This window comes from Fibrobacter sp. UWCM, from assembly GCF_900129735.1.
Taxonomy (GTDB): Bacteria; Fibrobacterota; Fibrobacteria; order Fibrobacterales; family Fibrobacteraceae; genus Fibrobacter.
On sequence record NZ_FQWR01000024.1, the window covers coordinates 23,576 to 39,667 of the forward strand.

Sequence of the window (16,092 nt, forward strand, 5' to 3'; positions counted from 1 at the left end):
AAATTAAAAAAAAAGGAGATGTTCGGTGAATATCAAGCACCTATCTACTGCAGCTTTATGTGCTGCTTTTGCTATTTGTACAACATCCTGTAGCAATGAAGACCCCACATCCAATGAATTCTATAGCATTGTCAGCACGCTGGATCCGGATAACTGCAACGACAAAACCGAAGGAAGCTTGAACTTCGTGAAGTCCGAAGCCACAATGTACGCATGTTCTGAAGGCGAATGGGTCGCCATGAACGACCACGAAGCGATTCAGTACCGTTGCACATCAAAGGAACTGGATGACAAGTCTGGCTTTGCGATTATATGCGATGGGGATACCATCGGCACAATCAAGAACGGGATAAACGGTAAAAATGGCGTAAGTGCCGATACTGCTGCAATCAACAAAGCTATCAAAGAAACCTTGAGCGCTGCATCCGCACAGAACCAGAAGGACATAGACGAAGCCATCAAAAATTTGAGTTCCGCTTCAGCCATGAACCAGAAAGATATCAACGACAAGTTCAACGACGCCTACAGCAGCTGGAATGCGGAACTTGAAGATAGGTCTTGCGCCATCGTCGATACAGTTCGTGACAACGAAAAGGCTATTATCACCGTGACCATCCGTTGCGGCGAAGCCGAAACCAAGATGGAAATCCCGTTCACGCCCGTGAACGAGAACCTCGCCAAGGTGTACAAGAAGCATGTTGTCGTGCGTTTCCCGGTGCAGGCCAATAAGGAAACAAAAACTGACGACATCTACGAAGAAATCTGGAAAAACCTCAAGGGTGGCGACAATGCAGAACTTACCGTGACGGACCTGGACGAAAAGTTCGCCCCGAGCGGCAAGGTGTTTATGCAGGACTTGTTCGCCTCTGCCAATAAATCCTTTGTGACAATCGAAGAAACTAACGAAAAGGCGGTGGAATACAAGGTTGCACGCCTCGAAGGGGATCTCGACATCACGAACCTTACGACCCCGGTTGTGAAGCTCCGTGTCAAGCTGAACTTGACCAACAATGCTTTCGGCGCCTTTGGCGGATTTGGCTCGAACGCAACGGATGTCATTTACAACGCCTATGCAGACTTGTCCGATGCGTCCGATACGGTTGTCATCGACTTTTTGACCGACTACAAGGCCGCCCGCGTAAAGAAGTTGGTTGACGATGGAAACGGTTTTGGTGTTGCAAACGAGCAGGCGAACAAGGACCTTGCCGCTGCCCTTTATTTGGAAAACAGCGAAGAATATCCGTCTTTCGAACATTATGCCCCCGATCAGATTGGCCTGGCCGAAAACTTCAACAGCATCGTGTGGGTGATGGCCCTCATTGACCAAAAGGACAAGACTCCGAGCTTTAACCCGGTCTATAACGCTTTCCGCAATGTCTTTGCCGAAAACGGCAACTTTAACACCGCCGTCAATACGACTTACGCAGGCAAGGAACACAGCATGTTCTTTGTAGACTACCTCGCTTTGCTTATCGACGCGAACTTCTTCAAGTGGAACCAAATGCAGCATGGCGACTATACTGCTGAAACGAATGTCTGGAGTGGTACGGATGCCGTCTATTACAAGATTTTGCAGAATGGATTTGTGGAAGCCTATAAGCTTAAAGTCGAAGACGCAAAGGTTTTCAATGATCCGTCTGGCTATAGCAGCAAGGTATATAAGTCTGATGTCAAGGGGGGATATTTCCATTACTTTGAATATATCGAAAACGAACAAGTTTGGTATCCTGTAACACTTTGGGCTGTAGGTGTTGCAACGGTGGAAAAAGTTTGCGATGCTGACGCTGTTAATTCGACCTTCTTCTATAGCTTTGAAGGTCTTGATGATAATGCCGTTTGTATATGCAACGATAAAAACTGTGGCTGGCAATATACTGACAATGTATGCTTGGGCCGTAATATAGGCGATAAGGGATCGGCGTTCTTTGACGGGGAAATTCAAGAGTATGAGTGCGTCAAAGAGGAATGTAACCTGTCCGCTTCTTCTTGCGATAATCTTGGACTAGTGCCTAGTGCTCCGAGCTCTTCGGGTTCTTCCGGTGAATATTCTGAACAGGACGGCATAACCCCGGAAGAACAGGCCAACAATCCGGAATCCAAGCTTTATCTCGGTGAATGCAGCGCTACTGTAAACGAAGGCAAAGAAAAGCTGTTCGACACCAAGAATGCGGAACTTGCCACGGCAACGAGCAAAACAACCTTTGTATGCGATGGCTCCAAATGGAGAAAGAAAGATGATCATGACGAGGAATATGGAATATGTACAAAAACCGTGATGGAAAAAGGCGAAGTCAAGGCAGAATCTGGTTCCGAATTTTATAAGTGCGATTACCTTGATAACGAGAACAAATACAAATGGATCCCAGCTGGATGGACTGACTCGTATTTAGGAAAAGCTTGCTATAAAGGCTATGTCAATGAAAAAGTGGTTACTGAATCCGGTTATGAATATGTTTGTGAAGAAAATTCTGAATATACAGACAACTGGGGTAACCATATCCATGAATGGCGTGAACTTACCTTTGAAGAAATCTATGGCGAATGCGATGAAGATAAGATGAAAAATCAAACCAAAGTAGCTGTTTACGAAGGGAAAAAATACAAGTGTAACTACATTTCTGGAGGTTATCTCAGCGGATACTCTTGGGTTAAAGCAAGCGATTTGGATGAAAACGCAACGCTTGGAATTTGCACAAGAAATCGAAAAAAAGATGCCGCTATAGTCGGTGACGCATACTATGAATGTCTTAATAATGGTAACGTAGAAGGAATCCCCGCAAGTTCTTCCTCCACAGATTGGCTAGAAATTAATGAAAATGAGTACCTTAACGCCATGTTTGATAATTGCGATACCGATAGAGGTGATACTAAAAACATTGCAGACATTAAGAGCGAAACCCTCACGGATGGTGAAAGCCACAGTTTCAAGTGCTCTATAGCTAAAGAAGTCGTAAATGACAATGGTAAGTGGGTTGACGCCTCCACAGACATTGCTCTCGACCAGATTTGCAACAGAGATAACGAAGATGCAACTGTTACCAAAGAAAGCGTAATCTATGTCTGTGCGTACAAGGATGAATCATCCATGTATCAGTGGATTAAACAGGAACTTGAGCAAGAGTAATTGATTCGTACTATAACATGAAAACATCCCCGCAAATGCGGGGATGTTTTTTTATAAGAGAGAAGCTCGGACGAACCGAGCAAAAGATTATATCGCAAACTTCGTTGCATCAGCCAACTGCACGCTGGCGATGCGGGAAATACCCTTGATTTCCTGCGTCACGCCGTAGAGCATATCGGCTTCGGCCATGGTACGCTTGTTATGCGTCACCACGATGAACAAGGTCTGCTTGCTGAATTCGCGGAGCAGCGCCATGAAGCGGCCCACATTAGCGTCATCCAACGGGCCGTCCACTTCGTCCAGCACGCAGTACGGAGACGGTTTTTCCATATAGATAGCAAACAGCAACGCCGTTGCGGTAAGTGCGTGTTCACCACCGGAAAGCGCCTTGATTCCGCGCATCTTCTTACCCGTGGGGCGCACGTTGATTTCGATGTCCGCATCAAGAATATCGAGCGGCTTGCCGTTCTCGTCGAGCTTTTCCACGAGGCTCATCTTGGTTTCGCCATTCAAGAACAGCTTGCTGAACACGAACTGGAAATTCTTCTGGATGCGCTCGAACGTCTCGAGGTAACGCTTGCGGGCAATATCGTCGAGCTTGGTGATGGTACGGTCGAGCGATGCGCGGGCACGGTCCAGGTCGTCGAACTGCTTCTCGACTTCTTCCAGGCGCTTTTTCTCGTCCTCGTAATCTTCCATCACGTTCACGTTGATGGGGCCAAGTTCCTTGATTTTCACGCGCAGTTCACGGATTTCACGGTCCGCTTCGGGCTGGGAATATTCCACGCGTTCAATATCGCCGGGTTCTTCCAGGTTCACTTCCCAGTCGGTAAGGATGCGTTCCTTGAGCCTGTCGACATTCGCCTGCAGGGCCTCGCGGCGACGCACGATATCGTTCAGGTCGTGCATCTTCTCGATCATGTCGTCACGGAGGCTGTTGACTTCCTTCTGCCATTCATCGATATCGCCCGAAACAAGCTCGTACTTTTCGCGGGCAAGGTCTCGCCTGCTCTCGATTTCACGCAGGGCGGAATCCTTCGCCTGAACCTGGTCGGCAATCCCTTCGGAATCGCTACGGAGCTTGTCCATCGCTTCCGCATTCTTCGCGATTTCGTCCTTGCGGTTGACAATCGTATTCCCGAGGAAGTCCATCTGGTCGGCAATGTCCTTGAGGCGGCTCGTGTTCTGCGCGAGTTTCGCATTCTTGTCGAGGACGCTCCTTTCAAGTTCGCGAACTTCTTCGTCCTTGTCGCGGAACAACTGTTCCTGCTCGCCGAGTTCATCGTTCACGCGGTCGTACTCGCCTTCGGCCCGTTCCGCAGCCTGCGCGGCCTCGGCAAGTTCCGCATCGGAATTCTTGCGCTGTGCGGCTTCTTCAATACGGGCACGGGCGCTGTTGCAGTTGGCATCGAGCGTCGCCATGCGGGATTCGCAAGAGGCAACCGTATTCTTCTGGATTGCAATGGCGGCATCGCCCCCGTGGAGCGAGTTCTGCTTCTCGCGGATGTCATCCACCAGCGATTCGAGCATCTGGGTTTCCTCGGCGAGGGTATCCTGTACCCGCTCCTCGTCAGAAAGTTTCTGCGAGAGCTCGCCCTGCACGCCGGCAAGTGCCTGCTGGGCACTTTCAATCTCGTTCTTGCGGCTCAATGTACCCGCGGTCGGCGTTCCCGTAGAAACGAGCCCCGCCGTGCGAACTGTCGCATCCGGGGACACAAAACAGAGGTCGTCGTTACCGTAACGTTCGGCAAGTTCCAGCGCCGCATCGAGCGATTCCACCAGGATGTAGCGCGAAAGAATCCCGCGGAGCCATGCCAACGTGGGTTCATCCGCCGTCACGAAATTCGCCATCGGGCCAATCACGCCGTTACCCTCGATGTTGCCCGCAAAAGCAGGGCGCGGCTTAGCCGTGAGCGCCATCAGAGCCTGGCCCACATTCTCGTTCTTGAGGGAGGCGACAATCTCGCCCAGGCTACCCGCATTGTCGACAATCACGGAATCAAGGATATCGCCCAGCGCGGTTTCTACCAGGTGGGCATATTCAGGTGTCGCGCTAATGCGTTCGGAAAGCAGGCCCTGCGTGAGGTTCGACTTGTTTTCGGCAAGCCAGCGGCTCGCATCGGAGCCCTCGCTAGCAACGCTCTCGAGCACGTCGATACGGGACTGCAGGCGAGCCTCCTCGTTCCTCAGTTCCGCAATGCGGGCAGTAAGTTCGGACTGTTCCGACCGAAGCGATTCAATGCGTTCCTCGCGAACGGATTTCTGCTCCTCGAGATTTTCAATTTCAGTGCGGGCCGTATCCATGCCCTGCTGGATATCTTCCACGGCACGCAAGGCATCATCGCGCTGCGTACGGAGTGTTTCCAGTTCGCTATTCCAGCCGTCAAGGTTCGACTGGAGCATATCCGTTTCTGCATCGGCACGTTCAAAGCGGGAACGGAGCGCGTTCAGCGCATTCGCAGCCTGCAGACGCTCGTTCGAGAGTTCCCTCGACCGGGTGCGCAGGTCATCGAGCTTGTCGCGCATCACTTGCAGGGTTTCGCGTTCGCGTTCCAGGATGGCACTCATCTCGTCCATCTCAGAATCGTTACCGAGCGCCTCGTTTTCCTTCTCGAGGCGTTCCTTCTCGGCAGTAAGCTCGCCCACCTTCTGCTCGCTGCGTTCAATCTCGTCCTGGGCCTTCGCGCTTGCCGCCTCGGTCGCAGAGATAGAATCCTTCAGGCGCACGATGTCGTTGTTCAGGTTGTTGAGTTCGATAGTCGCCGCCTGGACTTCGCGTTCCAGTTCACGATAGGCGTTTTCGTCCTCGCTGATATCGAGCTTCTTTTCCTCGATCTTGGTCTGCAGTTCGGTCGCACGCGTCTTTGCGGTCTCGACCTCGTGCTCCATGCGGCGGGACGACGTATCGAGCGTATTGAGCCCTTCCTTGTGGTCCTCGAACTTGTCGATACTCACGGAAAGGTCCAGTTCGCGCAGGCGCTTCGTCAGTTTCTTGTATTCATCGACCTTCTCCGCCTGGGTCTCGTACTGGCGTACGGAACGGCGGGTCGCACGCAGGTTGTCCTCCACGCGGGCCATGTCCATCTGCACACGTTCCATCTGGCGTACGGCTTCCTTGCGCTGCTGGCGGTACTTGCTCACGCCGGCAGCCTCTTCAAACAATACACGGCGGTCGTCCGCCTTGTCGCTCAACACCGCCTTGATCATGTCGGCGTTCATCTGCGAGTAGGTACTGGAACCCAGGCCCGAGTCAAAGAGCAGGGCATGCACGTCGCGCAACCTGCATTCCTGGTTATTTATCAGGTATTCGCCCGAGCCGTCGCGATGGACGCGACGGGTAACAATCACTTCAGAGTATTCAGAGGCAAGCGTACCATCGCTGTTATCGATAACAATGGAAACCTCGGCAAGGCTCATGGCGGCACGTTCCTCGGTACCGCTGAAAATCACGTCCTGCATCTTGCTCATGCGCAGGAGGGCGGCCTTCTGCTCGCCAAGCACCCAGCGGATAGCGTCGGTAATGTTCGACTTTCCGCACCCGTTCGGGCCCACCACGGCGGTAAGGCCCTTCGTGGGGAAGTTGATTTCAGTCCTTTGCGCAAAGGACTTGAATCCGAAAATCTTTAACTTTGTAATCTGCACTGAATATTAATGTAGTAAAAAAGTATCTACTTGAACTCGTAACGCAGTCCGTGACCCTCTTTGCTATCTGTGATGACCACGTACTCGCTACCGCCCTCAAATTCCACATCGCGGGCAATCAAGGCTTCGGAACGGAGCACCGGGCAAACGCAAGATGCATACATCCCGTCCGGGACGTTATCGCATGCACAGCCAATCGTCGTCTTTTCGACAATCCTGAACCGGACATTGAACGTTCCGACCCAGTCCTCCTCGTAGACGCGGCTCTTTTCACCCGGGCGTATCGTATCCTGGATCCACGGCACATACTCGGAACCGTCCTCCGAAACGATATCGATACCGACAATCGTCTTGCTCGACTTGTTCTCTACCTGGAGGCGCGTCGAAGAATCGATAGCCCAGTGGCTGAGACAACCCGTAAACACAATGCAACAGGCAAGCGCGGCCAGAAGTACAGACAAACTCTTAAAAGTCTTCATTACTTGCCCCCTTCACTGCCCGATTTCTCGTAGCGGATACCCTTCGCGGTTATCGTCTTCGAAGCGTTCGCCCCCTGGGAATTCTGCGAGTCAAGCGGAATCAGTTCGGATTTCTTTTCCGGCGTATTCTTCCTCTTGATTTCCTGTGTCTGGAGCGGAGTGGACTTGCGACCGTTCTTGGCAAACAGGGCATCGCCGAGGGAACCCATGTTGAACTGGAGTTCCACGAACCAGGTTCCCTTCGCATGGAACAGGTGGTCGTACTCGTAGGCGGAATTGTAGCCCACACGCACAAGCGGCATCTCGAACGCCCAGCCGAACATCAGGTCGTCCCAGTTGTCTGCCACGGCACGGCGGCGCAGGCAGGTAAACTCGACAGAAAATAGGCGCGAGGGTTCCGGGTAGAACTTCAGCGCGGCAGAATGGAAGCCGTCATTCGGGAAATCGAACGAGACTTCCGCATAGAGCATCTGGTTGAACAGGTTCTGTTCCCAGTTCACGCGGACAAAGTCCTCATCGTCGCCATCCAGTTCACGCTTGTAGATGGTTGCATCGATGTTTGGCATGTATGTCCAGAGCCCGGAGGATGCCCCGCCGAACACTTCGCGGTCCTCGAGATCGAGCGAAAGCCTGAGCATGCGGAAATGCGTACGGTGGAACTGCGTCTGGGCGCTGATGCGGCCAAAGCGCAGGTTCGCCCAGGTGTACAGGAGCGAATCATTCTCTGCGGGGAACACGTCGCCCACGAATTCAACGTTCTGGTGCTGCATACCGGCAGCAATCGAGTAGTCTACCGTCGTGTTGGTGTAGCCAAGGCCCCACGTAGTCACGGAACGGACAAGCCCGAAATCCGTGTACTTCGGGAAAAACAGGAAGTCCTCGCCGTCCCAGCCGGAGCGTTCGAAGAACAGGAGCGCAGACAGGTAGTTATTCTGCGAAACCTGGTGCGACGCCATCAGGGATAAATGATGGCGTATGGCAAAACCCTCGTGCTCGCCGAACTTGCTCTTCAGCGGAATCTGGGTCGGGAGCGGAGCGTAGTTCATGCCGATATCGACAAACGACATCTTTCCGTACAGGAGCAGGTCGCCAATGTCGCGCAACTGCTCGTCGCGGGTCCAGTAGCCACCCGAAGCAACCGCATCCACGTCGACGGCATCGGCCAGGGCCGACGTGAGCATAAGCGGAATCGCAACCAGGGCAATCTTTATGGAACGGAATAGGCTCATGGTTTTAAATATATAAAAGACAACCTAGAAAACAACCAGGTCGTTCTTGTGGATAAGTTCATCGGGCACGTTTTCACCGAGAATCTCGTGAACCTGCGCCGTTTTCTTGCGCAGCACAAGCTTCAGGGTTTCGCTGTCGAAACCCGCCACCCCGCGGGCCACTGGATTTTTCTGCTCGTCGAGCACCTCGATGAGGTCGCCCTTGTCGAAATGCTTGTGCACGGCGATTACCCCAACGGGCAGCAGGCTCGAGTGCTTTTTCCGGAGGGCATTCGCGCCACCCTCATCCACGACGACGCTCCCGCGCGGCGTGGTAATGAAGCTCAGCCAGCGCTGGCGACTGTTCAACTTCTTCTTGGAGCCTGCAAAAAGCGTGCCGTTCGCGTTCTCGAAAATCACCTGGTGCGGCAAGACCTTCATGCCGTTTGCGAGGAAGGCGTTCGCCCCGCTCTTCGTAACGTTCCGGATGGCCTCCAGCTTGCTGCGCATCCCGCCGGTACTTACCGCAGAGCCGGCCTCGCCGGGCTTACCCGCAAGCGCGAGCACCGCGGGCGTAATCTCGGGCACAAAGCGCAACAGGCGAGCATTGGGATTCTTCTTCGGGTTGTCATCGAACAGGCCGTCCTCATCCGTGAAAATCAACAGCAGGTCGGCATCCAGGAAGAGCGCCACGTCGCTCGAAAGCTTATCGTTGTCGCCCACCTTGATTTCTGCAACCGCAAGCGAGTCGTTCTCGTTGATGATGGGGACAATCTTACGCGCGAGCATCGCCTTGATGGTGTTCTGCAAGTTCTTGTAGCGGGCGCGGTCACGGAAGTCGTCTGCCGAAAGGAGAATCTGGCCCACCGAGAGCTGCACCCAGCGGAACATCTCGCGGTAGGTGTACATGAGGTCAATCTGGCCCACGGCAGCGCAGGCCTGCTTCTCGGCAATCACGGTAGGCTTCTGCTTGTAGCCAAGTTCCGCCATACCCGTACCCACGGCACCGCTTGTCACAATCACGACTTCCTTCCCCGCTTCCATGAGGCGGGCAACGGAATCGGCGAGTTTCTGGATATAGCGGGTACGCACGCCGCCCTTGTCGGAATCCACCAAAATACGCGAGCCAATCTTCACCACAATGCGGCGCGCTTCGTCTAGGATGTTCTTACGTAATTCACTCATATTCTTTTTTCATCAGCATGTGTCATTCTGAGCGAAGAACCGAAGGTTCGTAGTCGAAGAATCTACAAGCAAGGAGATCCTTCGACTTCGGGCTACCCCCTCCGCTCAGGATGACATTTTAATTCATTTCAAAACCACAACGTTCACCTTTACTATCTCTACCTGCAAACAAGCAACCTGATTGCATCGAGGCGGAGCTGCGGGTTCGCGACAATCTTCTTGCGCTCGGCAACGTTCTTGCGGAGCTGTGCCAGTTCCGCATTGTTACCCGCCTTCCCACGCATGGTGAGCAGGTGGTTCATGCGCTGGTATTCCTGCTCGGAACGCGCCTCCACCGCAGCGGCGGCCTTGTCGGCGTATTCCTTCGCGACTCCAGAAACATTGCGCTTCGCAATGGCAAGCCCTTCCTTCGCGAAATAGCGCAAGGTGGCATCGACAGCCTTGTTGCCCTGCGGCACGTTCACGTCGCGGAGTTCCGCCTTCTCGACAGCCTTCAGGTGTTCGGAGAGGTCCTGTCCCGAGGCATCCACGAGCGTGCACACGTAGCGCGGGCCAACGATATCGGACACGCCCCATTCCTCGGGCACGGGCAGTTCCACCACGAAGTTGTACTGCATAACAAGCCCGCGGAGTCCGGAACCGTTCCAGATACTGCAGGCGACGGTCCCGTGGTTCACGCCCGTCTCGAAATCTATGGTGCCCTGTGCCAGCGGGTGCTCGAGGCTCAAGAAGTCCACCTCGTCATGGAGCATCGCCACCCCACGTTCGAACGTCGCTGTGAGGCAAATATTGTCAGTTCCCTGCTCGTCTTCCTCGCTCTGGGCGGCAATCATCCCGCGGGTCGGCATTCCGGCAACGGAACCTTCCTCGATCTGCGGGCCCTGCGTAATCACGCAGCAACCCTCGATGGCACTGTTGTCCACGTCAAGCCCGCGGGCATGCAGCGATTCGAGAAGCAAATCCTTCAGTTCATGCTGGGCATCGATACGCAGGATTTCGTCGGTAATCTCCTTCGCCTTCTCGGGGTTGCGGGAGTTGTATTCGAGCAGGCGGTCGCGCCCCTTCTCGATATTCTTGCGCATCGCCTCGCAGTCCTTTTTCACCTGCGGGATAACGTTCTTTACAAAATCGTCCAGGCAGCCGCGCGGGTTCGCAAGCGCCTCGATCAGGCTATCGGTGTACTTGAGGAAGAGTTCACCACCGCTCATGAGGGGCGCGCCAAACGCGTTCAGGCCATCGTTGTACCAGCGGAACATCACTTCCTGGCCGGATCCCTTCACGTAGGGAACATGCACGATGATATCCTGCGTCTGGCCAATGCGGTCCAGTCGCCCGATGCGCTGTTCCACGAGGGCCGCATCGAGCGGCAGGTCGAACAGGATAAGGTGGTGCGAGAACTGGAAGTTACGGCCCTCGGACCCGATTTCGGATGCGATAAGCAGGTTCGCGCCGTTCTCCTTGCTGAAGTTCGCGGCAGCCTTGTCGCGCGCCATGATGGTCATGTCCTCGTGGAACATCGAGAACGCCCCCTCGCCCAAATAATCCGTGAGGATTGTCTCGAGCGCAAGCACGACCTCGATGGATTCGCAAATGAGGAGAATCTTGTCGTTCTTGTGTTTCTTGAGGAACTCCTTGAGCCAAACGATACGCTCGTCGAGTTCCCAGCCGTCGGAATAGCGGGTGCAAAGCAGGCCATTTTCCTGAATGTCGGTCGAGGCATCCAAATCCTTCTCGGCGGCAAGTTCCACCATCTCGCGGTAACGCGGATTCGGTTCCAGGCAAATCTCGTCGAGCTTGCGCTTGGGGAACCCGCCCACGCCCTTGCGGGTATTGCGGAACACCACGGAGCCCGTACCCATCGCATCCACGATGCGGCGCATCCATTCGCCTGCGGTCATGGCCTTCGAGTTTTCCTGCTCGAGCCACGGGCGAATCTTCGAATTCTTGGGGACGCATTCGTACAGGTCGTCCCAGCTCATGTGGTGGTTCGGGTCGGTCGGCAGTTTCGCAAGGTCGTTCACCAGCTTGCGGTATTCCTCCTGGTCCTTGATGAACGCGCCGTAGTCGGCAAAGCGGGCCGGGTCAAGCATCTTGAGGCGGTTGAACTGGCTTTCGGGGTGCAGCTGCAAGGGAGTCCCCGTCAACAGGAGAACGCCCTTCGAGCGGGCAAGCACCGCGTTTGCAAGCATGTACTCGTGGCTCGTGAAGCCGTCCTCGCACACCAGGTGGTGAGCCTCGTCGATAATCGTCATGTCCCACTGCGTCTTGAGCAGGTCCTCGATAAGCGCAGGCTGGCTCATCAGGAAGTCAATCGCCACGATGATGTTGTTGCTCTGCAGGAAGGGGTTCGGCTTCGGTGCGCCCTTCTCGACGCCAATAAACAATCCGCGGATATAGCCCTCGTCCACCAGCGTAAAGAGCTGGTTGAACCTGCGCTTCATCTCGATCATCCACTGGTGCTTGAGCGTCTCGGGAACAATGATGAGCGTACGGTTCACGCGGCCACGCGCATTCAGGGCATGCCAAATCATGCCCGCCTCGATAGTCTTTCCGAGGCCCACCTCGTCACTCAGCATGAGGCGCGGGAGCGTAGAGGAACTGCAGGCGCGGTAGCAAAGGTAGTACTGGTGCGGAATCATGTCGAGCCGCGGGCCAATCATGCCGCGAACCGGCGAAGATTTCCACATGCACGAAAGTTCCATCGCACGGCGGCGACGTTCAAAGGCCTTCGAGGAAACATCTTCCGAAAGAATGTCGGACTTGGACCCCGCACCGATTCTCGTGAGCGAACGGAAAAGGTCGCTCGGGCGCGCCATCTGCTTCGCCGTAAGGTCGGCTTCCTTGATTTCGCGACCACCACGGCCTACGTAAACGACAAGGTCGCCATCCTCGCGGACGCTCTCGACAGAGAACGAAAGCCCCTTCTCGTTTTTCGCCGTTTCACCCGGCTGCAAAATGAAGCGCTCCACGGGAGCATTGTCAACACGATAAAGACGAACCTGACCCACTAACGGGAACATAAACTTGACGGTACGGCCTTGAACCTCGGAGACGACCCCAAGACCCAATTCCGGTTCCGACTGGCTAACGTAACGTTGCCCCGGCTTAAACATTTTCATGCCTCCAAATTTAGTAAATAATGCGTTTTCTGACTAAAATTTTCTATCTTTTACCGCGTATGAAGTGGTATTTTATTGACGAAAGCATTACCGATGGCGAACGCCGGCAAGGCCCTTATTCTATCGATGAAATCCACGAATTTGTAAACCAGGGAAAAATAAGCGACAACACGCTCGTGTGGCACAGCGGCGAGAGCGACTGGAAAACATGGAAAGAGGCCTCGCAGGCGCTTAAGGAAGACCTGCCGCCCGTCCCGCCCACAGACGAGGAAATGCTCAAGGACACTATCGAGGCTCTTGAGCAGATTGTCAAGGAAAGCAAGTTCAGGTCGCGCAAGTTCGCCGGGTTCTTCGTGCGGGCATTCGCATGCGTTGTCGACAACCTCATTCTCGGCTTCTTCGGCGGCATTACGCTGCTCGTACTTTCGAGCGCGGGGGTTCTCGACTTTGAGACCGTCCAGCAAGCGACAAGCGCCTACATAAACGACCCGATATCTGCCGAAAGCACGAACAAACTATTGAGCACGCCGGGCATAAGCACGTTTATTACCATCTGGAGCGTGGCGCAGGCCATATACTTCATCGCGTTCCAGGCCATATTCTCGGCTACCCCCGGGAAGATGCTCGCCCGCATCCACATCGAAACCACAGACGGCGAGCGCCTCACCTGGATTACCTCGGCTGCCCGCTACCTGGGCAGCATCCTCACGCAATTTACACTCGCCATATACGGCCTCGGCTACCTGATTGTATGCATTGACCCGAAGCGCAGGGCGCTCCACGACTGGATAGCAAGGACATACGTCGTTCACAACACGCCCAAGGGCAAGGACGACAACGCTAAGAAAAGCGAAGGCGACAAGGAGATTCAGTAATGTACCGTTTTGAAGTCCACCAGGTAAAGAAACCCCTCGAAGGCGAAGTCCAGATTTCGGGAGCGAAGAACGCAGTGCTCGCCGTGATGGCGGCGGCCCTCCTTGCCGAGGGTGTTTCCGAAATCACGAACGTGCCCCACCTGAAGGACATGAAGACGATGAGCGACGTGCTGCGCATTATCGGCTGCCGCATCAGCGGCGAAGCGCACCAGCTCAAGATAGACACCCGCGGGGCCGACCACCTGGAGGCTCCCTACGAGCTGGTGAAGACCATGCGCGCAAGCTTCTACGTGCTGGGCCCGCTGGTAGCACGTTTCGGGCGTTGCCGCGTGTCGCTCCCCGGCGGATGCGCCTGGGGACCGCGCCCGGTCGACCTTCACCTGAAGGGGCTCGAGGCGCTCGGTGCAAAGATTACCCTTACCCGCGGCTACGTGGAGGCCACCTGCGAAGGCAGGCTCCCGGGTGGCACGTTCAACTTCCCGATATCCAGCGTGGGGGCAACGGTGAACGTGCTCATGGCGGCAACGCTTGCGAAGGGCACGAGCGTGCTGCAGAATGCGGCACTCGAACCCGAAATCGACAACCTCGTGGATTACCTCGTCTCGATGGGTGCAAAAATCCAGGGACGCGGGACCCGCACGCTTACCGTGCAAGGCGTAGAAAGCCTCCGCCCCGGCAAGGGCTACACCATTCCTGACCGTATCGAGGCGGGCACGTACCTCTGCGGCGCGGCAATTACCCGCGGCTGCGTGAAGGTCACGAAGATTATTCCCGAACACATCGCCTCTACCCTAGACGCCTTCCGCGAGATGGGCTGCAAGGTAGATGTCGGCAACGACTGGGCGCAGGTCGATGCCCGCGGGCTCGAACTCAAGCCCATCAGCATTTCGACCCTCCCCTTCCCCGGATTCCCGACCGACATGCAGGCACCCCTCATGGCGACGCTTGTCTCGGTGCCGGGCAACAGCCTCATCCAGGATACCGTCTATAACGACCGCTTCAAGCATGTCGCCGAATTGCAGCGCATGGGGGCGAACATCCAGGTGAACGGCAATACCGCAACCATCAAGGGCGGCACTAAACTCGAAGGCACCGAAATCATGGGTAGCGACCTGCGTGCAACCGCCGCTCTCGTGCTTGCGGCCCTCGTGGCCGAGGGCGAAAGCACCGTGAGCCGCGTGTACCACCTGGACCGCGGTTACGAGGACTTCGAAAACAAGATGGCCAAGATCGGCGGTGTCGTCATTCGCCACAGCGATGACGAAGACGACGACGCATTCTAATTTTTTTTTCGGCAATATGAAAAAAGCCCGCGCAGAGCGCGGGCTTCAACATTTACCAAAGAGCGTGCTTTTAACTAGTCCTTCTTGACAGAAGGAATCTTCTTCTTTTTCGCGGGTTTCTTCTCGGCAGGAGCAGCATCCTTTGCGGGCTTTTCCGCCTTCTCGGCAGCCGGGGCTTCGGCCTTTTCGGCAGGCTTTACTTCTGCAGGCTTCGCTTCTGCAGCCGGGGCCTCTGCAGCGGGTGCGGCCGGCGCGGTTTCTGTTGCCGGTGCAGCAGGTTCGGTTGCTGAGCCTGTCGAAGCATCCGAAACAGGTTGCGGTTCTACGGTGTTCCCTTCCAGCAGTTCCTGCAGGATTTCTGCCGCCTGTTCAAACTCGCCAGATGTCGCGCAAGTCTTGCTCGAGAGAATCTTCTGCAGGTACTGCTTCTGCATATCGACATTCCCTTCGGCAGCATATATCGCCGAGAGCTTGAACATCGTCGTGCAAAGTTTCTGCCCTTCAGGGAAACTCTGTGCAAGCGCCTCGAACACCTTCTTGGCCTTTTCCACCTGGTTCACGTCCATAAGGCAAAGCCCCATCCAGTAGAGGGAATTCTCGCCGAGTTCCCCATCCTTCATTTGTTCGTAAACCTGCTTGAAGCCCGTGTAGGCAAGCTTGTATTCACCGCGATGGTAGTCCGAACGGGCCGTATTGAACATCGCTTCCGCTTCCACGAGGCGCTCAGCCTCGCGTTCTACGCTGTCCATCGAAACCTGCGGCTGCGGGGCACCGCTCACCACGACCTTCTTCGCCAGAATCTTGTCACTCTTGCCGAGCAGCATATCAAGGCGGTAGATGATTTCTTCCTGGCGCGAATCGTTCCTTTCGGATTCATCGCTAACCCGGCGCGAAAGCATGGTCAGTTCAGCCATCATGCGCTTCTGCAGCAAGGCAGAGGCCTCCTGCTGGGCAAGGAGTTCCGCCTTCAGGGAGTCAACGCGCTTGCGGAGGTTCTTGTTATCGGCCCTAAGCTTATGCATTGCGGAATCGAGATTGCTGAGGACAGCAACCTGCACGTCCGTACCGACATTGCGCATCTCCTCGGTACGGAGCACCGTCATCTGGGAGCACCCGACTAGGGCGAATGCAATCGAGACAATACCTAAAGCAATTTTTTTCATTTTCTACGCTAGTT

General features: G+C 54.9%; 9 protein-coding genes. 3 read left to right on the forward strand and 6 right to left on the reverse strand.

The features are described 5' to 3' along the window. Positions 1–25: 25 nt before the first annotated feature. Positions 26–3,124 carry a hypothetical protein gene (locus tag BUB22_RS13405; protein ID WP_254794754.1) on the forward strand — a complete coding sequence of 1,033 codons (3,099 nt, stop codon included), beginning with the start codon at positions 26–28 and terminating at the stop codon, positions 3,122–3,124. A gap of 87 nt (positions 3,125–3,211) precedes the next feature. Here the strand turns inward: BUB22_RS13405 and smc are convergent, their stop codons facing one another. The 5 genes from smc to rapA form a co-directional block, all read right to left on the reverse strand. Then, the gene (gene smc, locus BUB22_RS13415) at positions 3,212–6,766 is read right to left on the reverse strand and encodes a chromosome segregation protein SMC (RefSeq protein WP_073115915.1); all 3,555 of its coding nucleotides are present in this window, start codon (positions 6,764–6,766) and stop codon (positions 3,212–3,214) included. Between the two features lie 26 nt (positions 6,767–6,792). Beyond that, on the reverse strand, positions 6,793–7,245 hold the full coding sequence (locus tag BUB22_RS13420) for a hypothetical protein (RefSeq protein ID WP_073115917.1): 453 nt from the start codon (positions 7,243–7,245) through the stop codon (positions 6,793–6,795). Then, positions 7,245–8,474 carry a hypothetical protein gene (locus BUB22_RS13425; protein WP_073115919.1) on the reverse strand — a complete coding sequence of 410 codons (1,230 nt, stop codon included), beginning with the start codon at positions 8,472–8,474 and terminating at the stop codon, positions 7,245–7,247. Before BUB22_RS13425 ends, BUB22_RS13420 begins: the two co-directional genes overlap by 1 nt. A 24-nt stretch (positions 8,475–8,498) precedes the next feature. Beyond that, positions 8,499–9,638, reverse strand: coding sequence for a glutamate 5-kinase (proB, locus tag BUB22_RS13430; protein WP_072812712.1), 1,140 nt, complete (start codon positions 9,636–9,638; stop codon positions 8,499–8,501). A 158-nt stretch (positions 9,639–9,796) separates the two neighbouring features. Continuing rightward, positions 9,797–12,757: an RNA polymerase-associated protein RapA gene (gene rapA / locus BUB22_RS13435; protein ID WP_073115921.1), complete on the reverse strand. Its 2,961-nt coding sequence runs from the start codon at positions 12,755–12,757 to the stop codon at positions 9,797–9,799. Positions 12,758–12,816: 59 nt separating this feature from the next. Between rapA and BUB22_RS13440 the strand changes: the two genes are divergently transcribed. Together BUB22_RS13440 and murA are read left to right on the forward strand one after the other, a co-directional pair. Beyond that, positions 12,817–13,632 (forward strand): RDD family protein, encoded by an 816-nt coding sequence (locus BUB22_RS13440; RefSeq protein WP_073115923.1) that lies wholly within the window; start codon positions 12,817–12,819, stop codon positions 13,630–13,632. Beyond that, positions 13,632–14,915, forward strand: a complete 1,284-nt coding sequence (gene murA / locus BUB22_RS13445; protein ID WP_072812493.1) for a UDP-N-acetylglucosamine 1-carboxyvinyltransferase — start codon at positions 13,632–13,634, stop codon at positions 14,913–14,915. The genes BUB22_RS13440 and murA overlap by 1 nt, the downstream gene beginning before the upstream one ends. A 74-nt stretch (positions 14,916–14,989) precedes the next feature. On the opposite strand, the gene BUB22_RS13450 is transcribed toward murA, so the two are convergent. Continuing rightward, positions 14,990–16,078, reverse strand: coding sequence for a tetratricopeptide repeat protein (locus tag BUB22_RS13450; RefSeq protein WP_073115925.1), 1,089 nt, complete (start codon positions 16,076–16,078; stop codon positions 14,990–14,992). Positions 16,079–16,092: the final 14 nt, after the last annotated feature.

What these genes read in the sequence shown, in the direction of transcription:
- BUB22_RS13440 (WP_073115923.1), top strand. Translation starts at nt 12,817, where the DNA reads ATGAAGTGGTATTTTATTGACGAAAGCATTACCGATGGCGAACGCCGG.
- BUB22_RS13425 (WP_073115919.1), bottom strand. Translation starts at nt 8,474, where the DNA reads ATGAGCCTATTCCGTTCCATAAAGATTGCCCTGGTTGCGATTCCGCTT.
- BUB22_RS13420 (WP_073115917.1), bottom strand. Translation starts at nt 7,245, where the DNA reads ATGAAGACTTTTAAGAGTTTGTCTGTACTTCTGGCCGCGCTTGCCTGT.
- proB (WP_072812712.1), bottom strand. Translation starts at nt 9,638, where the DNA reads ATGAGTGAATTACGTAAGAACATCCTAGACGAAGCGCGCCGCATTGTG.
- BUB22_RS13450 (WP_073115925.1), bottom strand. Translation starts at nt 16,078, where the DNA reads ATGAAAAAAATTGCTTTAGGTATTGTCTCGATTGCATTCGCCCTAGTC.
- murA (WP_072812493.1), top strand. Translation starts at nt 13,632, where the DNA reads ATGTACCGTTTTGAAGTCCACCAGGTAAAGAAACCCCTCGAAGGCGAA.
- rapA (WP_073115921.1), bottom strand. Translation starts at nt 12,757, where the DNA reads ATGAAAATGTTTAAGCCGGGGCAACGTTACGTTAGCCAGTCGGAACCG.